Origin of the sequence: Serratia marcescens, assembly GCF_029846115.1 — a bacterium.
GTDB classification, from domain to species: domain Bacteria; phylum Pseudomonadota; class Gammaproteobacteria; order Enterobacterales; family Enterobacteriaceae; genus Serratia; species Serratia marcescens_L.
Genome location: NZ_JARVZZ010000001.1, coordinates 2,172,113 through 2,193,591 on the forward strand (window position 1 = coordinate 2,172,113; position 21,479 = coordinate 2,193,591).

Sequence of the window (21,479 nt, forward strand, 5' to 3'; positions counted from 1 at the left end):
ATGGCGAATAATCCACGTGCCGGGCAGCCCGCCCGCCAAAGCGATCTGATCAACGTAGCCCAGCTGACGTCGCAGTACTATGTGCTGCAACCGGAAGCCGGCAATGCCGCACACGCGGTGAAGTTTGGCACCTCCGGCCACCGCGGCAGCGCGCAGCGCCACAGCTTCAACGAAGCGCACATCCTCGCCATCGCTCAGGCGATCGCCGAAGTTCGTCATCAGCAGGGCACCACCGGCCCGTGCTACGTGGGCAAAGATACCCATGCGCTGTCCGAGCCGGCCTTCATTTCCGTGCTGGAAGTGCTGACCGCCAACGGCGTCGATGTGATCGTGCAGGAAAACAACGGCTTCACGCCAACGCCGGCGGTATCGCACGCCATTCTTTGCCACAACCGCCGCGGCGGCGCGCAGGCCGATGGCATCGTCATTACGCCGTCCCATAACCCACCGGAAGACGGTGGCATCAAGTACAATCCGCCGAACGGTGGCCCGGCCGACACCAACCTGACGTCGGTGATCGAAAAGCGTGCCAACGAACTGCTGGCGCAGCAGCTGAAAGGCGTTCAGCGTCAGTCGCTGGATAAGGCCTGGAACAGCGGCCACCTGCATGCCAAAGATCTGGTGCAGCCTTATGTCGAAGGCCTGGTTGAGGTGGTCGACATGCCGGCCATCCAACGCGCCGGCCTGAAGCTGGGCGTGGATCCGCTCGGCGGTTCCGGCATCGCCTATTGGCAGCGCGTGGCGGAGCACTACAAGCTGGATCTGACGCTGGTGAACGATTCCCTCGATCAGACCTTCCGTTTTATGCACCTGGACCACGACGGCATCATCCGCATGGACTGTTCGTCCGAGTCGGCGATGGCCGGCCTGCTGGCGCTGCGCGACAAATTCGATCTGGCGTTCGCCAACGATCCGGATTACGACCGTCATGGCATCGTCACCCCGAAGGGCCTGATGAACCCGAACCATTATCTGGCGGTAGCCATCAACTACCTGTTCCAGCATCGCCCACAGTGGGGCGCCGATGTGGCGGTAGGTAAAACGCTGGTGTCCAGCGCGATGATTGACCGCGTGGTGGCCGATTTGGGCCGCAAGCTGGTGGAAGTGCCGGTCGGTTTCAAATGGTTCGTGGATGGCCTGTTCGACGGCAGCCTGGGCTTCGGCGGCGAAGAAAGCGCCGGGGCCTCGTTCCTGCGCTTCAACGGCCAGCCGTGGTCGACCGACAAAGACGGTATCATCATGTGCCTGCTGGCGGCTGAAATCACCGCTGTAACCGGTGAGAACCCGCAGCATCACTATGACGATCTGGCCAAGCGCTTCGGTGCACCAAGCTATAACCGCATCCAGGCGCCGGCAACCCATGCGCAGAAAGCGGCGCTGTCCAAACTGTCGCCGGAGATGGTCAAGGCCAGTACGCTGGGCGGGGACCCGATCACCGCACGTCTGACTGCAGCACCGGGCAACGGTGCGTCGATCGGCGGCCTGAAAGTCATGACCGACAACGGCTGGTTCGCGGCCCGTCCTTCCGGTACCGAAGAGGCTTACAAGATCTACTGCGAGAGCTTCCTCGGAGCGGAACACCGCGAGAAGATTGAGCACGAGGCGGTCGAGATCGTCAGCGAAGTGCTGGCTTCCGCCAAGTAATCGCTTTTCTTGATTGATAAAAAGCGCTGTTTTTACAGCGCTTTTTTTATGCCTGAAATTTAGATATATCTTTTTATCGGCGCACGCTTGCGCATTTAGATATATCGATCTAGATTAGCGTTATCGACGCTGTTTAGATATATCTAAACAACCTCGTATTGATGTTCACTGTTAAAGCGAGGTATCACCCTATGTTTCATCGATTAGGTTTACACCGGCATCACCACCACCATCATGAATGCGAAGAGGGCCGCCGTCATCGCGGTGGGCGCCATCACTTCGGCGGCGAAGGCGAAGAGCACGGTCGGGGTGGGCGCGGCGGCCGGGGCGGGCGTCACCGTCTGTTCGAGCACGGCGATCTGCGCCTGGTGCTGTTGGCGCTGGTGGCGCGCAAGCCCAGCCACGGCTATGAGCTGATCAAGGCGATTGAGGAAGCGTCATCCGGCCTGTACGTGCCGAGCCCGGGGGTGATTTACCCCACGCTGACGCTGCTGGAAGAGCAGGATTTCCTTGAGCCGCTCACCACCGGCAACGGCCGCAAAAGCTACCGCATCACCGCCGCGGGCGAGGGCGAGCTGCAAAAGCATCAACAGGTGGTTGACGTCATTCTGGCGCGCCTGGCGGGCGCCGGCCGCGAGCATCATCGGCACGGCAATCTGGCGGAAGGCATTTATGATGCCATGAACCGCCTGCGCAGCCTGCTGCGCGGCAACGTGATGCGCGCCGATCTCACGCCGCAGCAGGTGGAGCGCATCAACGCCGCGTTGCTGACCGCCGTGGCGGCGATCGAAAGCGAAATGCATATTCAACCCACGCAGCAGGAGAAGAACTGATGCCCGGCCACCGTTTTACTATTACCGTTGAAGCCCTGAGCGATCGCCAGGGCAATCCCGTCGAGAAAGCGCCGCTGAGTTTTGAAGTGACCAACCACGACGATATTCTCGACATCGTCGAGCGCATCCGGGCGCGTGACGATCTGAACTTCGGCCCCGAGCAGAGCGCGGCCTTCGCCGTAGGATTGAAGCTGTTTTCCGAAGTGATGATCGAAAACCGCAAACACCCGGTGTTCGCTCCGCTGCGCGATGCGTTTAAGGAATTTATGGTCGGATTGAAGAAGGGCCCGGCGGCGTAAAGGCGCGGCACACCGCGCCCGCCGGGGTTAAGGCATGAAGCGATAGCCGACGCCGGTTTCGGTCAGCAGGTGTTTGGGCCGGGCCGGATCGGCTTCGAGCTTCTGCCGCAGGTGGCCCATGTAGATGCGCAGATAGTGGCTGTGCTCCACGTAGTTCGGCCCCCAGACGTGACTCAACAGCTGGCGTTGGGTGATCACTTTGCCGGCGTTGGCCAGCAGCTCCGCCAACAGGCGAAACTCGATCGGCGTCAGATGCAGATCTTCGTCGTTGCGCAGCACCCGGCGATTCACCAGATCGACAGTGATCGCCGAAAAACTCACCAGCGGGCTTTCCTGTTGGCTGGCGGAGTGGCGGCGCAGCGCGACCCGCACCCGCGCCAGCAGCTCACCGATGCCGAACGGTTTGCTGAGGTAGTCGTCAGCGCCGGCGTCCAGCGCGGCAATTTTGTCCTCTTCGGCGTTGCGCGCCGACAGCACGATCACCGGAATGGCGCTCCACTGCCGCAGATCGCGGATGTAGCTCAGCCCGTCGCCGTCCGGTAAGCCCAAATCAAGAATGATCAGATCCGGTTTGCGCGTGCCGGCTTCAATCAGCCCACGCTGCAGCGTTTCACTTTCAAACACCCGCAGGCCTTCGCTCTCCAGCGCGGTGCGCACGAAGCGGCGGATCTCTTTTTCATCTTCAACAATCAGAATGTTGGTTGGCGTTATGCTCACGTTTCCCCTGCGTTGATTACAGATCGAAGGCGTCGCCGTCGATCTCGGGCGGTTTTTCCAGCGGCAGCACGAAGCGGAAGCTGGCGCCGCCGTTGGCGCCGTTTTCCGCCCAGATGCGGCCATCATGCACTTCAATAATGGCACGGCAAATCGCTAACCCCAAGCCGACACCGGGGATTGCCGACTCTTTATTGCCGCGTGAAAACTTGTCGAAAATCAGCTGCAGCTGATCGGCGGGGATGCCGGGGCCGTTATCCCAGACCTCGACTTCCAGCCACTCGGGCAGCGTGCGGGCGCGAATGCCGATGGTGGCCTCGGCGCCGGCGTATTTATTGGCGTTTTCCAACAGGTTGGTGAACACCCGCTCCAGCAGGCTGCCGTCGCAGTTCACCAGGATCTGTTCCGGCGGCAGCTCGACCACGATCGGATGCTGGCTGAGCAGCGGCTCCAGCATGTGCAGCGAGGCGCCGACGATCTCTTCCAGCGACTGCCACTCTTTACGCAGGCTGAAACCGCCGGACTGGATGCGCGCCATATCCAGCAGGTTATTCACCAGCCGGGTGGTGCTCAGCACCTGCTGGCGGATCTGGCTGGCCTGGGTGGCGTGATTGGAGCCTTCGGCCGCCAGATCCAGCGTGAGGATTTCCGCCTGGCCGAACAGCACGGTCAGCGGCGTGCGCAGATCGTGCGACAGCGCCGCCAGCAGCGAGTTGCGCAGCTGTTCGCGCTCGGCGTCCAGCTTGGCTTCTTCGGCGCTGCGCGCCAGGTGCAGCCGCTCCAGCGCGCTGGCGATCAGCACCGCGAAGGTCTGCAGCAGCCGCTGCTGTTCCGGCACCATCAGCTGGCGCAGGTTGTTGGGCTCGATCGCCAGCAGGCCGAAGGTCTGCTTGGGGGTATTGAGCGGCAGCAGCTGGTAAGGCACGCCGGGCAGGGTGTCGGTGCCGGCGCCGGCCGGCAGGCCTTTGTCGAAGCTCCAGCGCGCGATGGCTTCATCTACCGACAGCAGCCCACCTTCCTCGCCGACCATCTGTTGCAGGCGGCCGTCTTCCTGCGGCAGCAGCAGCACGGTTTTCGCCTGGAAGCTGCTGGAGAGGAAGTGGCGGCTGGTGTTGGCGATGTCGGCCACCGTCAGCGCACGGCTCAGCCCGCGCGACATTTCATACAGATGACGCGCCCGCTGCTCGCGGTAGCGCGCCACCCGGGCCTGATAACGCACCCCGGCGGTCAGGTTACCGATGATGATGCCGACGGCGAGCATTACGCCGAAGGTCAATAGGTACTGCATGTCGCTGACGGCGAACGACCATTCGGGCTGAACGAAGAACAGATCGAAACTGGCGACGTTGATCACCGCCGCCAGCACCGACGGCCAGCGGCCGAAGAACAGCGCGACGATCGCCACGCCGAGCAGATAGACCATCACCAGGTTGGCCTGATCGAAGCCCGGCAGCAGCCACTGCGAGAGCAGGGTGATCAGCGCGCACTGCGCCACCGCGACCGCGCAACCACGCAGCTGCATGCGCCATTTCTCATTGAAGCTGCGGCCGTCGTGCTCCTTGCCCGGCGGCTGCGGTGCGGTGTCGCTCTCCAGCGCCACGATCACCAGGTCGAGATCCGGGCCCAGCCGGCCGAGGCGATCGGCGAAGCTGCCGCGCAGCTTCCAGCGCTGCTCGCTGCGGCGGCCGATGATGATTTTGCCGAGATTATGCTCGCGGGCGTAGCGCAGCACCGCGCGCTCCTCGGACGGATCGGCCAGCGTGGCGGTTTCTGCCCCCAGTTCCTGCGCCAGCCGCAGCGCGCGCAGAATGGCGCGGCGCTGGTTTTCCGGCAACCGGTGCAGCTTGGGGGTTTCCACATAGACCGCATGCCAGTGGCAGCCAAGCCGCGCCGCCAGCCGGGCGGCGATGCGCACCAGCTTTTCGTTGCCGCTGTTGTGGCCGACGCACAGCAGAATGCTGTCGCGGGTGTGCCACACTTTCTCGCGCCCCTGGGTGTCGCGAAACTCACGCATCTGGTCATCGACCCGATCGGCGGTACGGCGCAGCGCCAGCTCGCGCAGGGCGATCAGGTTGCCTTTGCGGAAGAAGTGCTCGATGGCGCGCTCGGCCTGGCCGGGAATATACACTTTGCCTTCATGCAGCCGCCGGCGCAGATCGTCTGGCGGCAGATCGACCAGCACCACTTCGCTGGCCTCGTCAAACACGTGGTCAGGCACCGTTTCGCGCACCCGCACGCCGGTCACGCCGCCCACTACGTCGTTCAGGCTTTCCAGATGCTGTACGTTGACGGTTGTCAGCACGTCGATGCCGGCATCCAGCAGCTCTTCCACATCCTGCCAGCGTTTGGGGTGGCGCGAACCGTGAGCGTTGCTGTGCGCCAGTTCATCCATCAACACCAGCGCCGGGTGGCGCGCCAGCGCGGCGTCGAGATCGAATTCATGCACCAGCCGGCCGCGATGCTGGATGCGTTTTTGCGGCAGCAGCGTCAGGCCGTCGAGCAGGGCGGCGGTCTCGCTGCGGCCGTGGGTTTCCACCACGCCGACCAGCACGTCCAGCCCCTGAGCGCGCAAACGCTGGGCTTCCTGCAGCATGGCGTAGGTTTTGCCGACGCCGGCGCAGGCGCCGAAGAATACTTTCAATCGGCCGCGCGGTTTTTCATTGGCCATCGCCAGCAGGCTATCGGGATCGGGGCGCTGCTGCTCTTCTTCGACCATGACAATTCCTTGTGTTACCAAGCAAAAAGGGGTTCGGCATGCCGAACCCTATCACTATGCTGAATACGGCGCGTTACTTCAACGCATCCAGCGCCAGGTTCAGCTTCAGTACGTTCACCACCGATTCTCCCATGAAGTTGGGCGTGGCCCGATCGGTGTTGTCTTCGATCAGTTTGGCGATCTGTTGCGGCGGCAGATGACGCGCCGCCGCGACCCGTGCCAGCTGATACTGTGCGGCGGCGATCGAGATCTGCGGATCCAACCCGCTGCCGGAGGCGGTCAGCAGATCGACCGGGATCGGGCCGCTCATCGCAGGATTGGCCTGGCGCAGGTGCGCTGCGCGCTCGGCGATAGCCTTATCCAGCGCCGGGTTGGTGGCCGCCAGGTTGCTGCCGGCAGAGGCCAGCGAATTATAGGCCGAATCGCCGGTGGCCGATGGGCGGCCCCAGAAATAGTCGGCACGCGTAAAGTTCTGGCCGATCAGCGCGGAGCCGACCGCCTTGTCGCCCCGGTACAGCAGCGAACCGTTGGCCGCACCCGGAAACAGCAGCTGCGCCAGCCCGGTGGTCAGCAGCGGATAGGCGATGCCGGTAATCAGCGTCAGCAGGATCAGCATCACCAGCGCAGGTCGTAAATAAGTCATGTTCATTTCCCTCAATGGTTAACCGGCGACGTGCAGCGCGACCAGGATCAGGTCGATCAGTTTGATGCCGACGAACGGCACCAGCAGGCCGCCGACCCCGTACAGCCACAGGTTGCGGCGCAGCAGGGCCGCGGCGCTCATCGGTTTGTAGCTCACCCCTTTCAGCGCCAGCGGGATCAGGAACACGATCACCAGGGCGTTGAAGATCACCGCCGACATGATGGCGGAGGCCGGGGAATGCAGATGCATCACGTTCAGCGCGTTCAGCTGTGGATAGGTGGCCGCGAACGCCGCCGGAATGATGGCGAAGTATTTGGCCACGTCGTTGGCGATGCTGAAGGTGGTCAGCGAGCCGCGCGTCATCAGCATCTGTTTGCCGATGTGCACCACTTCGATCAGCTTGGTCGGGTTGGAATCCAGATCGACCATGTTGCCCGCCTCTTTGGCGGCCTGGGTGCCAGAGTTCATCGCCACCGCCACATCGGCCTGTGCCAGCGCCGGGGCGTCGTTGGTGCCGTCGCCGGTCATCGCCACCAGGCGGCCTTCCGCCTGGTACTGGCGGATCAGCGCCAGCTTGGCTTCCGGCGTGGCTTCCGACAGGAAATCGTCCACCCCGGCTTCGGCGGCGATCGCCGCCGCGGTCAGCGGGTTATCGCCGGTGATCATCACCGTTTTGATGCCCATCTTGCGCAGCTCATTGAAGCGTTCCTTGATACCGCCCTTGACGATATCCTTCAGCGCCACCACGCCCAGCACCCGGGCGCCTTCCGCCACCACCAGCGGCGTGCCGCCGGTGCGCGCCACGCTTTCCACCAGATCGTCCACCGCCCGCGGGAAGTGCCCCTGATTGGATTCGACGTGACGGCGAATGGCATCCACTGCGCCTTTACGGATCATGCGCTCCTGCACGTTGACGCCGCTCATGCGGGTCTGGGCGGAGAAGGGCACGAAGGTGGCGTTCAGTGCCTGCAGATCGCGTTCGCGCAGGTTGAATCGCTGTTTGGCCAACACCACGATGCTGCGGCCTTCCGGCGTTTCGTCCGCCAGCGAGGCCAGCTGCGCGGCATCCGCCAGCTCTTGCTCTTTCACGCCCGGCGCCGGCAGGAACTCCGAAGCCTGGCGGTTGCCCAGCGTGATGGTGCCGGTTTTATCCAGCAGCAGCACGTCCACGTCGCCGGCGGCTTCCACCGCACGGCCGCTGGTGGCGATCACGTTGGCGCCGAGCATGCGGCTCATCCCGGCCACGCCGATGGCGGACAGCAGGCCACCGATGGTGGTGGGGATCAGACAGACCAGCAGCGCGACCAGCACGGTGATGGTGACCACGCTGCCGCTGCCGGCCGCTTCCACGCTGTATTGCGAGAACGGGAACAGGGTGGCGGTGGCCAGGACGAACACGATGGTCAGCGCTACCAGCAGGATAGTCAGCGCGATCTCGTTGGGCGTTTTGCGGCGTTTGGCGCCTTCCACCATGGCGATCATGCGATCGAGGAAGGTTTCCCCCGGGTTGACGCTGCACTGCACCACCAACCAGTCGGACAGCACGCGAGTACCGCCGGTGACCGAGGAGAAGTCGCCGCCGGACTCGCGGATCACCGGCGCGGATTCACCGGTGATGGCGCTTTCATCCACCGAGGCGCCGCCTTCCAGCACTTCGCCGTCACACGGGACGGTGTCGCCGGCTTCTACCAGCACGATATCGCCCTTGCGCAGGCTTTCGGCGGCCACTTTCTCCGTGGCGCCGTCGCGGCGCGGGCCGGCCAGCTTTTTCGCCCAGCTGGTTTTCTTGGTGCCCTTCAGGCTTTCCGCCTGGGCCTTGCTTCGCCCTTCGGCCAGCGCTTCCGCGAAGTTGGCGAACAGCACGGTGAACCACAGCCACAGGGCGACGCTGCCGGTAAAGGCGGCGGCGCCGTCGGTTTGGCCGGTGAGGATCGCCAGCCAGATGGCGGTGGTCAGAATGCTGCCGATATACACCACGAACATCACCGGGTTGCGCCATTGAACGCGAGGGTCCAGTTTTTTCACCGCATCGATCAGCGCGGTGCGCACCAGGGCCGGTTCAAACAGCGCACGTTGTTTGCGAGTCATCTCTTATTCTCTCTCTGTGACGTCGGTTAGTTTGCCAACCAAAGCTGCAAATGCTCGGCCACCGGGCCCAGCGCCAGCGCCGGCACGAAGGTCAGCGCGCCCACCAGCAGCACGGTGCCGATCAGCAGGCCGATAAACAGCGGCCCATAGGTCGGCAGGGTGCCGTTGCCCGCCGGTTGGCGTTGTTTGGCGCTCAGCGAACCGGCGATCGCCAGCACCGGCAAGATCACCCCGAAGCGGCCGACAAACATGGCGAAGGCCAACAGCAGGTTGTAGAACGGCGTATTGACGCTCAACCCGGCGAAGGCGCTGCCGTTGTTGTTGGCGGCGGAGGACAGGGCGTACAGCACTTCGCTGAAGCCGTGGGCGCCCGGGTTGAGGATGCCGGCGCGGCCCGCGTCGGTGCCGATGGCCAGCGCGCTGCCCAGCAACACCAGCGTCGGCGTGACCAGGATCGCCAGCGCGGTCATTTTCATGTCGTAAACGTCGATTTTCTTGCCCAGATATTCCGGGGTGCGGCCAATCATCAGACCGGCGATAAACACCGTCAGCAGCACGAACAGCAGCATGCCGTACAGGCCGGAGCCGACGCCGCCGAACACCACCTCACCGATCTGCATCAGCCACATCGGCACCATGCCACCCAACGCGGTGAAAGAGTCGTGCATGGCGTTAACCGCCCCGCAGGACGCGGCGGTGGTCACCACCGAGAACAGGCTGGTGGCAAGAATGCCGAAGCGCGACTCTTTGCCTTCCATATTGATGTTGCTGTCGGCGCCCAGCGCGCTCAGGTGCGGGTTGCCCGCCAGTTCGGCGACCATCACCACTACCACCGCCACCACGAAGATCAGCGCCATCGCCCAGATCAGCGCATGGCCCTGGCGGTTTTCACCGGCCAACTGGCCGAAGGAGAAGCACAGCGCGCAGGGGATCAGGAAGATGGCCAGCATCTGTACGAAGTTGGTCAGCACGGTCGGGTTCTCGAACGGGTGCGCCGAGTTGGCGCCGAAGAAGCCGCCGCCGTTGGTGCCGAGCATCTTGATCGCTTCCTGCGAGGCCACCGGCCCCATCGGCAGCGTCTGCTGCGCGCCTTCGAGCGTGGTGACGTGCAGGTAAGGCAGGAAGTTTTGCAGCGTGCCTTGGCTGACGAAGAACAGGGCGATCAGCAGCGCGATCGGCAGCAGCACATACAGCGTGATGCGGAACAGATCGGCCCAGGCGTTGCCGACGGTCTTGCCGGCGCGGCGGGTAAAGGCGCGGATCAGCGCAAAGGCCACGGCGATACCGGTGGAGGCGGAGACGAAGTTCTGCACCGCCAGCCCGGCCATCTGGCTGAAATAGCTGAGGGCGCTTTCGCCGCTGTAGGCCTGCCAGTTGGTGTTGGTGACGAAGCTGACGGCGGTGTTGAGCGCCAGATCCCAGGAGAGGCCCGGGAAGCCTTGCGGATTGAGCGGCAGCGAGCCCTGCGTCATCAGCAGGGCGAACAGCAGCGCCAGGCCGAGCAGGTTGAACGCCAGGATCGCCAGCGCGTATTGCCACCAGTTCATCTCGGTGGCGCGGATGCCGCAGGCGCGCCAGACGCCGGCTTCCACCCCGCGCAGCGCAGGCAGCGGCTCACCTTCGATCAGGCGCGCCATAAAGCCGCCCAGCGGGCGGGCCAGCAGCAGAAGCACCAGCAGGAAGCTGGCGATCAGTAAAAAGGCTGAAGCCGCCATCAGAAATCCTCCGCGTTAAACAGGGCGTAGACCAGATAGGCCAACAGCAGCAGGACCAACAGCGCACCACCAATAACGCTGAAACTCACGGGACACCTCCAGAGGTGTTGTTTTTGATAGAGGCAGTGTAGGGAGCGGGGTAGAAAGAAGATGAAAAAATCGCGCAGGCGAGTGTAAAAAAAGTATAAAAATGGCTGAAATTTCAGCGGAAATTGGGCGTGTCAACCATCAGGCCGGTGGCGAGATTGCCCCTGATGGGGAGTGAGGACGCGCGCAAGCGGGAAATAATGAACCGGATAATAACCACAATGTAACCCATGTTTAGTTAAAAATTAACTTTGCTGTAACAAAATTACGGATCGCTGCGGCGATTAGCGATTTTTTGTGCGATTTGGTGGTCGGATGAGTAGTAAACTTTCATCAAGTGCGCTAAAATTTTGTCCAGTTACCAAATTACCGATTGTTCATTTGATACGCCGACGCCGTTTTCCCTGACAAATCAACGGCAGGCGTTTTTAAGGAGGTTCGCATGTCTACTACCTATCACGCTTATTCATTGCATCGGATTCTCCTGCGCCGCAGCGCAGTGGTTATCGCGGGCATTTTGGCCCTGCCGGTGATGCTGTTCCGCAGCGATCGCGGGCGTTTTTACAGCTACCTGCACCGCGTCTGGTCAAAAACCAGCGATAAGCCGGTCTGGCTGCAGCAGGCGGAACTGGCGTCCTGCGATTTCTACTGATCCACTGCTGATTCACGAAGAACCCTCGCCCTGCGGCGGGGGTTTTTTTATGCCTATAGCCGCCCCTATCAAGCGCAAGGTCGTATTCGGCAAGCCATTCTTCTACACTTTCCTCATCGGCCAACAACACGGGAGAGCGGTATGAGCGACAAGATCCCTATCGGCATCAGCGCCTGTTTACTGGGCGACGCGGTGCGTTTCGACGGCGGCCACAAGCGGCTGGCCTTTGCGGTGGAGCAGTTGGCGCCCTATGTGCGCTTTGAGCCCGTTTGCCCGGAAATGGCGATCGGCCTGCCTACGCCGCGCCCGGCGCTGCGCCTGGTGAAACAGGCGCAGCCGTGGCCGGCGATGCGCTACAGCAACGACGCCGGCGTGGATTTGACCGAGGAGATGCGCGGCTTCTCCGCGCAGCGCGTGGCGGCCTTGCAGCATCTGTGCGGGTACATCGTCTGCGCCAAGTCACCGAGCTGCGGCCTGGAGCGGGTGCGGGTCTACAGCGAAAACGGCAAGGACTCGCGTAAAAACGGCGTCGGGTTGTTTACTGCCGAACTGCTGCGCCAGATGCCGTGGCTGCCGGTGGAAGAGGACGGACGATTGCAGGATGCGGCATTGCGGGAAAACTTTATCGAGCGGGTGTACGCGTTGTACGAACTGAACATGCTGTGGCGTCAGGGGCTGACCCGCGGCGGGCTGATCGCGTTTCACAGCCGCTACAAGCTGTCGCTGCTGGCGCATTCGCAGCCGGCGTACCGCGAGCTGGGGCGCTTCGTCGCCGATATTCACCGCTGGGATTCGCTGGAGGCCTTCGCCGTGGAATACCGCAGCCGCCTGATGGCGCTGTTGGCGCACAAGGCGACGCGCCGCAATCACACCAACGTGTTGATGCACGTGCAGGGCTATTTCCGCCGTCAACTCAGTACGGCGCAGCGTCAGGAGCTGGCGCACCTGATCGACCGCTACCGGCAGGGCATGCAGCCGCTGTTGGCACCGATCGCGCTGCTCAAGCATTACATGGCGGAATACCCCGATCGCTATCTGGCAGAACAACGCTATTTCGAACCTTATCCGGAGGCGCTGCGTTTGCGTTACGGCCATTGATTGACAAGGAGTTTTATGACCACGCATCTGGTCTGGTTGCGTAACGATCTGCGTATCACCGACAACAAAGCACTGCACGCCGCCTGCAGCGATCCTGAAGCCCGGGTGCTGGCGGTGTTTATCGCCACCCCGCAGCAGTGGCGGCAACATGAGATGGCGCCGCGGCAGGCGGCGCTGATCCACGCCAGCCTGCAGGCGGTGCAGCAAGCGTTGGCGCACAAGGGCATTGCACTGCATTGCCATTCCTGTGCGGACTTTGCCGCGTCGATTGACTGGCTGGCGGACTATTGCGAGCGAGAGCAGGTGGATGCGCTGTTTTACAATTGCCAATACGAACTGAACGAACGGCGGCGCGATGCGCGGCTGGAACAGCGGTTGAGCGGCCGGGTGAGGTGCCACGGTTTCGATGACAGCCTGCTGTTGCCGCCGGGCAGCGTGCTCACCGGCGGCGGCGAGATGTACAAGGTCTATACGCCGTTTCGCAACGCCTTTCTTCAGCGCCTGACCGAGTCCGACGTGAGTTGCCTGCCGGCGCCGAAGATCCGCGCCGGTGGCGCGTTGCCTGCGCCTGAGGCGCCGGCGGCGTTCGTTTACCCCACGGCGGAGACTGGGGATGGCTATCCCGCCGGCGAGGAGGCCGCGTTGCAGCGGCTGCGCGCCTTTTGCCGCGAGCAGGTGCAGGATTACCTCCGGCAGCGCGATCTGCCGGCCCTCGCCGGCACCAGCAGCCTGTCGCCTTATCTGGCGATCGGCGTGCTGTCGCCGCGCCAGTGCTTCAATCGCCTGCGCGCCGAATGCCCGCAGCTGCTGGAAGATCGCGAAAGCGGTGCCTTCGCCTGGCTCAACGAGCTGATTTGGCGCGAGTTCTATCGCCATCTGCTGGTGGCCTATCCCGAGCTGTGCCGCCATCGGCCGTTTATCGCCTGGACGGACAAAGTGCGCTGGTGCGATGACGTGGTGAAGCTGCAGGCCTGGCAGCGGGGTGAGACCGGCTACCCAATCGTCGATGCCGCCATGCGCCAGCTGAATGCCACCGGCTGGATGCACAATCGGCTGCGCATGATCAGCGCCAGTTTTCTGGTGAAGGATCTGCTGATCGACTGGCGCGCCGGGGAGCGCTATTTCATGTCGCAACTGCTGGATGGGGATCTGGCGGCCAACAACGGCGGCTGGCAGTGGGCGGCCTCCACCGGCACCGACGCCGCGCCGTATTTCCGCATCTTCAACCCGACGACTCAGGGTGAACGTTTTGATCCACAAGGCACTTTTATCCGTAAATGGTTGCCGGAACTGGCGGATGTGCCTGACAATGACATCCATCATCCCCATCGCTGGGCGGAAAAGCAGCGATGCACGCTGAACTACCCGCTGCCGATCGTCGACCATAAGCAAGCCCGCCTGGAGACGTTGGCGGCGTTCGAGGCGGCAAAACGGGGAGAGTCTTGAGGCAACTGCAAGGAGCGATGCAATGATGAAAAAGGTGCTGGCCCTGTGCCTGAGCGGCTATTCGGCGCTGGCGATCGCCGGCTTTGACGTGGTGGCGCTCGGCGTCGACGGCGGCGTCAGCGACGGCAACCTGACCTCCTACCTGATCCGCAGCGACAATCAGCCACGGTATGTGGCGCTGGACGCCGGTTCGCTGCTGCCGGGCATCGCCAAAGGGCTGGAGAAGGGCAGCTTCCCGCAGGTGACGCCCGAGCTGGCCGCGCCTTACACGCCGCAGGGCTATGTGTTCCGGCAGTTGATCGGCAGCTACTTTATCAGCCACGGTCATCTGGACCATGTGGCGGGGCTGATCGTCGGCTCGCCCGAGGACAATAAAAAAACCGTTTACGCCCAGGCGGACACCGTACTGACCCTGCGTAATCACTACTTCAACTGGAAGGCGTGGCCGAACTTTACCGATGCCGGCAACGGCTCGCGGCTGGGCACTTACCGGCTGCAAACGGTGCGGCCGCAGCAGCGGTTTACCCTCGGCCTGACCGGGTTGACCGGCGTGATGTACCCGCTCAGCCACGATCGCTATCCGTCGTCGATGCTGCTGATTTCCAACGGCAACGAGTTCTTCGCCTACTTCGGCGATACCGGGCCGGACAAGGTGGAGCAGTCGCGCGATCTCGATACCGTCTGGCGCGCGCTGGGGCCGCTTGTCGAGCAGAAGAAGCTCAAAGGCATGATTATTGAAACCTCTTACCCTAACGGGGTGGAAGATAAACATCTGTACGGCCATTTGACGCCGGCCTGGCTGCTGAAGGAGCTGAAGAACCTGACGCAGTACAGCGGCGGCGATGGCTCGCTGAACGGTTTGCCGGTGGTGATCAGCCACATCAAGCCCAGCCTGAAACAGGGCGAAGACACGCGCGCCGCCATTGCGCAGCAGCTGGCGCAGGGCAACGATCTGGGTGTGAAATTCATCCTGATGGCGCAGGGCGACCGGCAGACATTTTGACTATGAAGAGAGAAGAGAATGCGTAACCTCGATCTGGAACAACTGATCAACACGGAACTGAACGCCGCGGCGTTTCAGGACTACGCCCCCAACGGATTGCAGGTAGAAGGCCGCCCGCACGTGCAGCGCATCGTGACCGGCGTCACCGCCTGTCAGGCGCTGCTGGACGCCGCGGTGGCGCATCAGGCCGACGCGATTATCGTGCACCACGGCTATTTCTGGAAAAACGAGGCGCCGACGGTGCGCGGCATGAAGCGCAACCGCCTGAAAACGCTGCTGACCCACGATATCAACCTGTACGGCTACCACCTGCCGCTGGACGCGCATCCGGTGCTGGGCAACAACGCGCAGCTGGCGCAGGCGCTGGGCATTCGGGTGATTGGCGACGTCGAGCCGCTGGTGCCGCACGGCGAATTTGAACAGCCGCTGACCGGCGAAGCGCTGCAGCAGCGTATCGAGAGCCGGCTGGGGCGCGCGGTGCTGCACTGCGGCGATAACGCGCCTGAGCACATTCGCCGGGTGGCCTGGTGCACCGGTGGCGGCCAGGGTTTTATCGACAGCGCGGCGCGCTTCGGCGTCGATGCGTTCATCAGCGGTGAAGTGTCTGAGCAGACCATTCACAGCGCGCGCGAAATGGGCGTGCATTTCTTCGCCGCCGGCCACCACGCCACCGAGCGCGGCGGCGTGAAGGCGCTGGGCGACTGGCTGACGCAGCACCACGGCTTTGATGTGACCTTTATCGATATCCCGAATCCCGCCTGATTTTTTTCTTCCCCGGATCCAGCCCGGCCTGTGCGCCGGCTGAATCCTTTTACCGCGCTATTTCCTTATTTTCCTTATGGTTGCGTTCTATTGACAGCCGGGGCCGCGTCACGCATAACTGGTGTGTTTTTCATCGCGATAATAATAAGGAGAATAAGGGTGCAACAAGCACGTTATTACCTGTTGGGTGAAAGAGCGGTAGTGCTTGAACTGTCGCCGCCGGTGACCTTACCGAGCCAGCAGCGCATCTGGGCGCTGGCGGAAAAGCTGAATCACCACCCCGACGTGCGGGAAGTGGTGCCGGGGATGAATAACCTGACGCTGTTGCTGCATACGCCGCAGGCCGACGCCGAAGCGATGCTCGCATTGCTGCAGCAAGGTTGGGAAAGCAAAGAGAGCCTGACGCCGGAATCGCGCCAGGTGGATATTCCGGTGGTCTACGGCGGGGAGCAAGGCCCCGATCTGGATGACGTGGCGCGCCATACCGGCATGACGCCGCGGCAAGTGGTGGAATGCCACGCGGCGGCAGCCTACGTGGTCTATTTCCTCGGCTTTCAGCCGGGCTTCTCCTATTTGGGCGGCATGCCGGAACAGCTGGCGACGCCGCGCCGCGCTGAGCCGCGTCTGGCGGTGGCGGCCGGCTCCGTCGGCATTGGCGGCGGCCAGACCGGCATCTATCCGCTGGTGACGCCCGGCGGCTGGCAGCTGATCGGCCGCACGCCGCTGGCGCTGTTCAATCCGCATGAAATGCCGCCGACGCTGCTGCGCCCGGGCGATAACGTGCGCTTCGTGCCGCAGAAGGAGGGCGTATGTTGATTATTCTGCGTGCCGGCATCTATACCACGGTGCAGGATTTGGGCCGCGAGGGATTCCGCCGCCTGGGCATCAGCACCGGCGGGGCGCTGGATCAACCTGCGTTGAAGATCGCCAACCTGCTGGTGGGCAATGCGCCTGAGGCCGCCGGGCTGGAGATCACCCTCGGCCAGTTCAGCGCCGAGTTTACCCGCCCTGGCTGGATCGCCCTGACCGGCGCCGGCTGCGACGCGCAGTTGGACGGCAAGCCGCTGTGGACCGGCTGGCGCTACCCGGTGAAAAAGGGGCAGCGGTTGGCGCTGGGCACACCGAAACGCGGCATGCGCAGCTACCTGGCGATCTCGGGCGGCATCGCCGTGCCGGAAATGCTGGGCTCGTGCAGCACCGACATGAAGGCCGCCTTTGGCGGCCACGAAGGCCGTAACCTGAAGGATGGCGATCGGCTGCCGCTGGGTAAATCCACCGCGCTGCCGCAACACCGCTGTGGCGTGAAGCAGCTGCTGTTCACCAACCGCATCCGCGCGCTGCCGGGGCCGGAGTATGCCGAATTCAGCGAAGAGGCGCAGGACACGTTCTGGCGCACCGCTTGGCAGCTCAGCCCGCAGAGCAACCGCATGGGCTACCGTCTGCACGGCGGCACGCCGCTGGAGCGCACCACCGATCGCGAGATGTTGTCGCACGGCCTGCTGCCCGGCGTGGTGCAGGTGCCGCACAACGGCCAGCCGATCGTGCTGATGGCCGATGCGCAAACCACCGGCGGTTACCCGCGTATCGCCTGCGTGATCGAGGCCGATCTCTACCACTTGGCGCAGATCCGTCTCGGCGAACCGATCCACTTCGTTCTCTGCTCACTGACGGAGGCGCAGCGCGCCAAGGCTGAGCAGGATCTCTTCCTTCGACAGATTGCCTGGGGGTTACATGATCGTTGATTTGAACGCCGATCTCGGCGAAGGCTGCGCCAACGACCAGGCGCTGTTGCAATTGGTGAGCTCGGCCAACATCGCCTGCGGCTTTCACGCCGGCGATGCGCAGACCATGCGTCAGTCGGTGCGCTGGGCATTGCAGTACGGCGTGGCGATCGGCGCCCACCCGAGTTTTCCCGATCGGGAGAACTTCGGCCGCACCCGCATGCAGCTGCCGCCGGAAACGGTGTACGCACAGGTGGTGTATCAGCTCGGGGCGCTGGCGGCCATCGCCCGCGCCGAGGGCGGGGTGATGGTGCACGTTAAGCCGCACGGCATGCTGTACAACCAGGCGGCGGTTGAGCCGGCGCTGGCGGAAGCGATCGCCCGGGCGGTGCAGGCGGTCGATCCGGCACTGCGGCTGGTGGGGCTGGCCGGCAGCGAGCTGATCCGTGCCGGGGAAAAACTCGGTCTGACCACCCGGCAGGAGGTATTCGCCGATCGCGGGTATCAGGCCGACGGCACGCTGGTGCCGCGCGGTTTGCCGGGGGCGTTGATCGAAGATGACGAACAGGCGCTGGCGCAAACCCTGGAGATGGTGCGCCATCACCGGGTGCGCAGCGTGGATGGCGTCTGGGCCGCCGTTCAGGCGGAAACCGTCTGCCTGCATGGGGACGGCGAGCATGCGCTGGCGTATGCGCGCAAGCTGCGGGACAGTTTTGTTCAGCAGGGGATCCGCGTCAGCGCGGAGCAGTAAAGCAAGACACAACATCACAAGCAAAAAACTATTAGAAAATATCGAGGGAAGACTATGGAACAGGCCGTGAATCTCTGGCCACTGATTGGCATCGCCGCCATCGTGGTCGGATTTGTATTGCGTTTCAACCCGGTGCTGGTGGTGATCGCCGCCGGCATCATCACCGGTTTGGCGGCGCTGATGCCGCTGGACGTCATTCTGGAAAAGCTCGGCGAGGGCTTTCTCAACACCCGTAACCTGCCGCTGATCCTGCTGCTGCCGCTGGCGGTGATTGGCCTGCTGGAACGCCACGGGCTGAAAGAGCGGGCGCAGGCGTGGATCGCCAAGATCAAAAGCGCCACTGCCGGCCGTTTGCTGATCGTGTACCTGTTCGTGCGCGAGATTACCGCGGCGATGGGACTGACCAGCCTGGGCGGGCATCCGCAGATGGTGCGGCCGCTGCTGGCGCCGATGGCGGAAGGGGCGACGGAAAACCGCTACGGCGAGCTGCCGGAGCGCACGCGCCACCGTCTGCGCGCCATGTCGGCCGCGACCGACAACGTCGGGCTGTTCTTCGGCGAAGATATCTTCGTCGCCTTCGGCGCGATCATCTTCATGCACAACTTTATGCTGGAGTCCGGCGGCATTCAGACCGAGCCGTTGCATATCGCGCTGTGGGGCATTCCGACCGCGATTTTCGCTTTCCTGATCCACGCGTTCCGGCTGTATCGGATGGATAAGCAGCTGAGCGCCGAGCTGGCGCAGCTGAATCAGGCGGCGCTGCAGGCGAAGGGGGAGGTACGATGAACTTCCAGCAACAATATCTCTACTGGCTGGCCGGCGCGGTGCTGCTGATTGTTGCGGTGATGTCCTTCCGCGATCGCGCCAACCCGCGCCGCATCACCACCGGGCTGTTTTGGGGGCTGTACGGCCTGGTGTTCCTGGTCGGCGACTGGACTTACCGCCTGCTGGGCGACGTGCTGGGCGAAGGCAGCAACGAGAAACGCATGCTGCACATCATCGTTGGCGGGGTGGTGGTGGTGATGGCCCTGATTGCCGGCTTCGGCGGCGTGCGCCTCGGCAGCTATCACCAGCGAACGCCGCAGGAGCGCGAGGCCAGCGCCAAGCGCCTGGGCAATAAGCTGTTTATCCCCGCTCTGGCGATCCCGGTGGTGACGGTGATCGGCGTGCTGCTGTTCAACAACGTGCCGGCGTTGCAAACCGCGGTGTTCGGCAGCGGCAACCATGCGACGCTGATCACCCTGTTCTCGATGACCGTCGGCTGCCTGATTGGCCTGGCGATCGCGGTGAAAATGACCCACGAGAAGGCGCTGCAGCCGGTGCAGGAAGCGCGGCGCCTGCTGGATTCGATCGGCTGGGCGTTCATTTTGCCGCAGATCCTCGCCACGCTGGGGCTGCTGTTTACCGTCGCCGGCGTCGGCACCGCGATCTCGCATTTGACCCAGGAGTATCTGGCGGTCGATAACCGCTTTATCGCCGTGGCAGTCTACGCTATCGGTATGGCGGTGCTGACCATGGTGATGGGCAACGCCTTCGCCGCTTTCCCGATCGTTACCGCCGGCATCGGCATTCCGATCCTGGTGTTGCAGCACGGCGGCAACCCGGCGGTGATGGCGGCGATCGGCATGTTCTCGGGGTATTGCGGCACCCTGATGACGCCAATGGCGGCGAACTTCAACATTGTGCCGGCGGCGCTGCTGGAGCTGCCGGACAAGAATGCGGTGATCAAGGCGCAGGTGCCGACCGGCGTGCTGCTGCTGTTGGTTAACGTGTTCCTGCTGTATTTCCTGATGTTCCTGTAGGAGTAAGGATGCAAAAAGTATTGATTACCGGCTTTGAGCCGTTTGGCGGCGAGCGCCTTAACCCCTCCTGGGAAGTGGTGAAGCAGCTCAATGATATGGAGCTGGTCGGTGCGCGCATCGTGGCGCGCCAGCTGCCGTGCGTGTTCGGCGCGGCGCTGGAGGCGCTCAATGCGGCGATCGACGAGGTGCAGCCGGTGATGGTGCTGGCTATCGGCCAGGCCGGCGGCCGCACCGACATCACGATCGAACGGGTGGCGATCAACGTCGACGACGCGCGTATCCCCGACAATCAGGGGCAGCAACCGGTGGACGAGCCGATCGTCGCCGGCGGTCCGGCGGCCTATTTCAGCACCTTGCCGATTAAAGCGATGGTCAGTTCGATGCGCGAGGCCGGTATTCCGGCCTCCGTTTCGCAGACCGCCGGCACCTACGTGTGCAACCATGTCATGTATGGCCTGCTGCACCGTTTGAGCGGCCAGCGCGAGGTCAAGGGCGGGTTTATCCATATCCCGTACCTGCCGGAACAGGCGGCGGCGCACCCCGGTGCGCCGAGCATGGCGGCCTCGACGGTGCTGTTTGCATTGGAGCTGGCCGTTTCCATCGCTTTGCAGGTGGAGCACGATCTGAAAGTGGTGGGCGGCGCGACGCATTAATCATGTCATCCCCGGCGCATCGGGCTGCGCCGGGTCTACGCAAGGAGTGGTCTATGCCGGAAGGACCGGAGATTCGCCGGGCGGCGGACAAACTGGCGGCGGCGGTGATCGATCAGCCGCTGACCGCCGTCGATTTCGCTTTTCCCCAGCTGAAACACTATCGCCAGCGTCTGCTCGGCGAGCGCATCGTCGCCATCGAGCCGCGTGGCAAGGCGCTGCTGACCCATTTCTCCAATGGGCTGACGATGTACAGCCACAACCAGCTGTATGGCGTGTGGAAAGTGGCGGCGGCAGGGGAGACGCCGGAGACCAAGCGCGATCTGCGGGTGCGGCTGGAAACCGCCCACAGCGCGATATTGCTTTACAGCGCTTCCGACATTACCGTCGGGCCGCGCGAGGAAATAGAGCAACACCCGTTTTTGCAACGCATCGGCCCCGACGTGTTGGACATGTCGCTGACGGTAGACGACGTGGCGGAGCGGTTGCTGACGCCGCGTTTTCGCCGCAGGCAGCTGGGGGGCATGCTGCTCGACCAGGCGTTTCTCGCCGGATTGGGCAATTATCTGCGCGCCGAAATCCTGTGGCAGGCCGAACTGGCGCCGCAGCATAAACCGCAGGATCTGACGCCAGAGGCGCTGCGTCACCTGGCGGAGGCACTGCTGGCGGTGCCGCGACTTTCCTACCAGACGCGAGGGCAGGCGGATGACAACCGGCATCACGGCGCGCTGTTTCGCTTCAAGGTATTTCATCGCAGCGGCGAGCCCTGCGAACGCTGCGGTGGGATGATCGTGCGTACCGAGCTGTCGTCGCGGCCGTTTTATTGGTGCCCGGGCTGCCAGAAATAACCAAAAA

General features: G+C 63.3%; 21 protein-coding genes. 15 read left to right on the forward strand and 6 right to left on the reverse strand.

Annotation, left to right across the window (positions count from 1 at the left end; translation table 11 throughout):
* The 3 genes from pgm to QDT79_RS10130 all read left to right on the forward strand — a co-directional run bounded on the left by pgm (position 1) and on the right by QDT79_RS10130 (position 2,776).
* Positions 1 to 1,644, forward strand: a complete 1,644-nt coding sequence (pgm, locus tag QDT79_RS10120) for a phosphoglucomutase (alpha-D-glucose-1,6-bisphosphate-dependent) (protein ID WP_063991180.1) — start codon at positions 1 to 3, stop codon at positions 1,642 to 1,644.
* A 191-nt stretch (positions 1,645 to 1,835) separates the two neighbouring features.
* Complete coding sequence (locus QDT79_RS10125) at positions 1,836 to 2,477, forward strand: PadR family transcriptional regulator (RefSeq protein ID WP_049208644.1); 642 nt, start codon at positions 1,836 to 1,838, stop codon at positions 2,475 to 2,477.
* Complete coding sequence (locus QDT79_RS10130) at positions 2,477 to 2,776, forward strand: DUF3861 domain-containing protein (RefSeq protein ID WP_038877504.1); 300 nt, start codon at positions 2,477 to 2,479, stop codon at positions 2,774 to 2,776. The genes QDT79_RS10125 and QDT79_RS10130 overlap by 1 nt, the downstream gene beginning before the upstream one ends.
* Before the next feature lie 27 nt (positions 2,777 to 2,803).
* Here the strand turns inward: QDT79_RS10130 and kdpE are convergent, their stop codons facing one another.
* The 6 genes from kdpE to QDT79_RS10160 all read right to left on the reverse strand — a co-directional run bounded on the left by kdpE (position 2,804) and on the right by QDT79_RS10160 (position 10,741).
* Positions 2,804 to 3,493: a two-component system response regulator KdpE gene (kdpE, locus tag QDT79_RS10135; protein ID WP_033637458.1), complete on the reverse strand. Its 690-nt coding sequence runs from the start codon at positions 3,491 to 3,493 to the stop codon at positions 2,804 to 2,806.
* Positions 3,494 to 3,509: 16 nt separating this feature from the next.
* On the reverse strand, positions 3,510 to 6,206 hold the full coding sequence (gene kdpD, locus QDT79_RS10140; protein WP_308316458.1) for a two-component system sensor histidine kinase KdpD: 2,697 nt from the start codon (positions 6,204 to 6,206) through the stop codon (positions 3,510 to 3,512).
* A gap of 73 nt (positions 6,207 to 6,279) precedes the next feature.
* On the reverse strand, positions 6,280 to 6,849 hold the full coding sequence (kdpC, locus tag QDT79_RS10145; RefSeq protein WP_063991181.1) for a potassium-transporting ATPase subunit KdpC: 570 nt from the start codon (positions 6,847 to 6,849) through the stop codon (positions 6,280 to 6,282).
* An 18-nt stretch (positions 6,850 to 6,867) separates the two neighbouring features.
* Entirely contained in the window at positions 6,868 to 8,937 is a 2,070-nt protein-coding gene (kdpB, locus tag QDT79_RS10150) for a potassium-transporting ATPase subunit KdpB (RefSeq protein WP_107227282.1), read from the reverse strand.
* Between the two features lie 26 nt (positions 8,938 to 8,963).
* Positions 8,964 to 10,652 carry a potassium-transporting ATPase subunit KdpA gene (gene kdpA, locus QDT79_RS10155; RefSeq protein ID WP_043136574.1) on the reverse strand — a complete coding sequence of 563 codons (1,689 nt, stop codon included), beginning with the start codon at positions 10,650 to 10,652 and terminating at the stop codon, positions 8,964 to 8,966.
* Entirely contained in the window at positions 10,652 to 10,741 is a 90-nt protein-coding gene (locus QDT79_RS10160) for a K(+)-transporting ATPase subunit F (protein ID WP_016928742.1), read from the reverse strand. The genes kdpA and QDT79_RS10160 overlap by 1 nt, the downstream gene beginning before the upstream one ends.
* Before the next feature lie 440 nt (positions 10,742 to 11,181).
* Here QDT79_RS10160 and QDT79_RS10165 point away from each other — a divergent pair, with 440 nt between their 5' ends.
* The 12 genes from QDT79_RS10165 (at position 11,182) to nei (ending at position 21,472) form a co-directional block, all read left to right on the forward strand.
* Positions 11,182 to 11,391 carry a YbfA family protein gene (locus tag QDT79_RS10165; RefSeq protein ID WP_004939916.1) on the forward strand — a complete coding sequence of 70 codons (210 nt, stop codon included), beginning with the start codon at positions 11,182 to 11,184 and terminating at the stop codon, positions 11,389 to 11,391.
* 141 nt (positions 11,392 to 11,532) lie between these two features.
* Positions 11,533 to 12,489 carry a YbgA family protein gene (locus tag QDT79_RS10170; RefSeq protein ID WP_033647169.1) on the forward strand — a complete coding sequence of 319 codons (957 nt, stop codon included), beginning with the start codon at positions 11,533 to 11,535 and terminating at the stop codon, positions 12,487 to 12,489.
* Between the two features lie 15 nt (positions 12,490 to 12,504).
* A complete protein-coding gene (gene phrB / locus QDT79_RS10175) occupies positions 12,505 to 13,935 on the forward strand; it encodes a deoxyribodipyrimidine photo-lyase (RefSeq protein ID WP_308316459.1) in 1,431 nt (476 codons plus the stop codon).
* A 22-nt stretch (positions 13,936 to 13,957) separates the two neighbouring features.
* A complete protein-coding gene (locus QDT79_RS10180; RefSeq protein WP_038877517.1) occupies positions 13,958 to 14,938 on the forward strand; it encodes an MBL fold metallo-hydrolase in 981 nt (326 codons plus the stop codon).
* A gap of 18 nt (positions 14,939 to 14,956) precedes the next feature.
* Entirely contained in the window at positions 14,957 to 15,700 is a 744-nt protein-coding gene (locus tag QDT79_RS10185; protein WP_308316460.1) for a type 2 GTP cyclohydrolase I, read from the forward strand.
* Between the two features lie 159 nt (positions 15,701 to 15,859).
* Positions 15,860 to 16,516 carry a 5-oxoprolinase subunit PxpB gene (gene pxpB / locus QDT79_RS10190; RefSeq protein WP_071845083.1) on the forward strand — a complete coding sequence of 219 codons (657 nt, stop codon included), beginning with the start codon at positions 15,860 to 15,862 and terminating at the stop codon, positions 16,514 to 16,516.
* Positions 16,510 to 17,442 carry a 5-oxoprolinase subunit PxpC gene (gene pxpC / locus QDT79_RS10195; protein WP_060440510.1) on the forward strand — a complete coding sequence of 311 codons (933 nt, stop codon included), beginning with the start codon at positions 16,510 to 16,512 and terminating at the stop codon, positions 17,440 to 17,442. The genes pxpB and pxpC overlap by 7 nt, the downstream gene beginning before the upstream one ends.
* Positions 17,432 to 18,172, forward strand: coding sequence for a 5-oxoprolinase subunit PxpA (pxpA, locus tag QDT79_RS10200; RefSeq protein ID WP_025301876.1), 741 nt, complete (start codon positions 17,432 to 17,434; stop codon positions 18,170 to 18,172). The genes pxpC and pxpA overlap by 11 nt, the downstream gene beginning before the upstream one ends.
* Before the next feature lie 54 nt (positions 18,173 to 18,226).
* Complete coding sequence (locus QDT79_RS10205; protein WP_048322403.1) at positions 18,227 to 18,958, forward strand: DUF969 domain-containing protein; 732 nt, start codon at positions 18,227 to 18,229, stop codon at positions 18,956 to 18,958.
* Entirely contained in the window at positions 18,955 to 19,974 is a 1,020-nt protein-coding gene (locus QDT79_RS10210) for a DUF979 domain-containing protein (protein ID WP_038877526.1), read from the forward strand. Before QDT79_RS10205 ends, QDT79_RS10210 begins: the two co-directional genes overlap by 4 nt.
* Before the next feature lie 8 nt (positions 19,975 to 19,982).
* A complete protein-coding gene (pcp, locus tag QDT79_RS10215) occupies positions 19,983 to 20,627 on the forward strand; it encodes a pyroglutamyl-peptidase I (protein ID WP_308316461.1) in 645 nt (214 codons plus the stop codon).
* Positions 20,628 to 20,680: 53 nt separating this feature from the next.
* Positions 20,681 to 21,472 carry an endonuclease VIII gene (gene nei / locus QDT79_RS10220; protein WP_060440508.1) on the forward strand — a complete coding sequence of 264 codons (792 nt, stop codon included), beginning with the start codon at positions 20,681 to 20,683 and terminating at the stop codon, positions 21,470 to 21,472.
* Positions 21,473 to 21,479 lie beyond the last annotated feature (7 nt).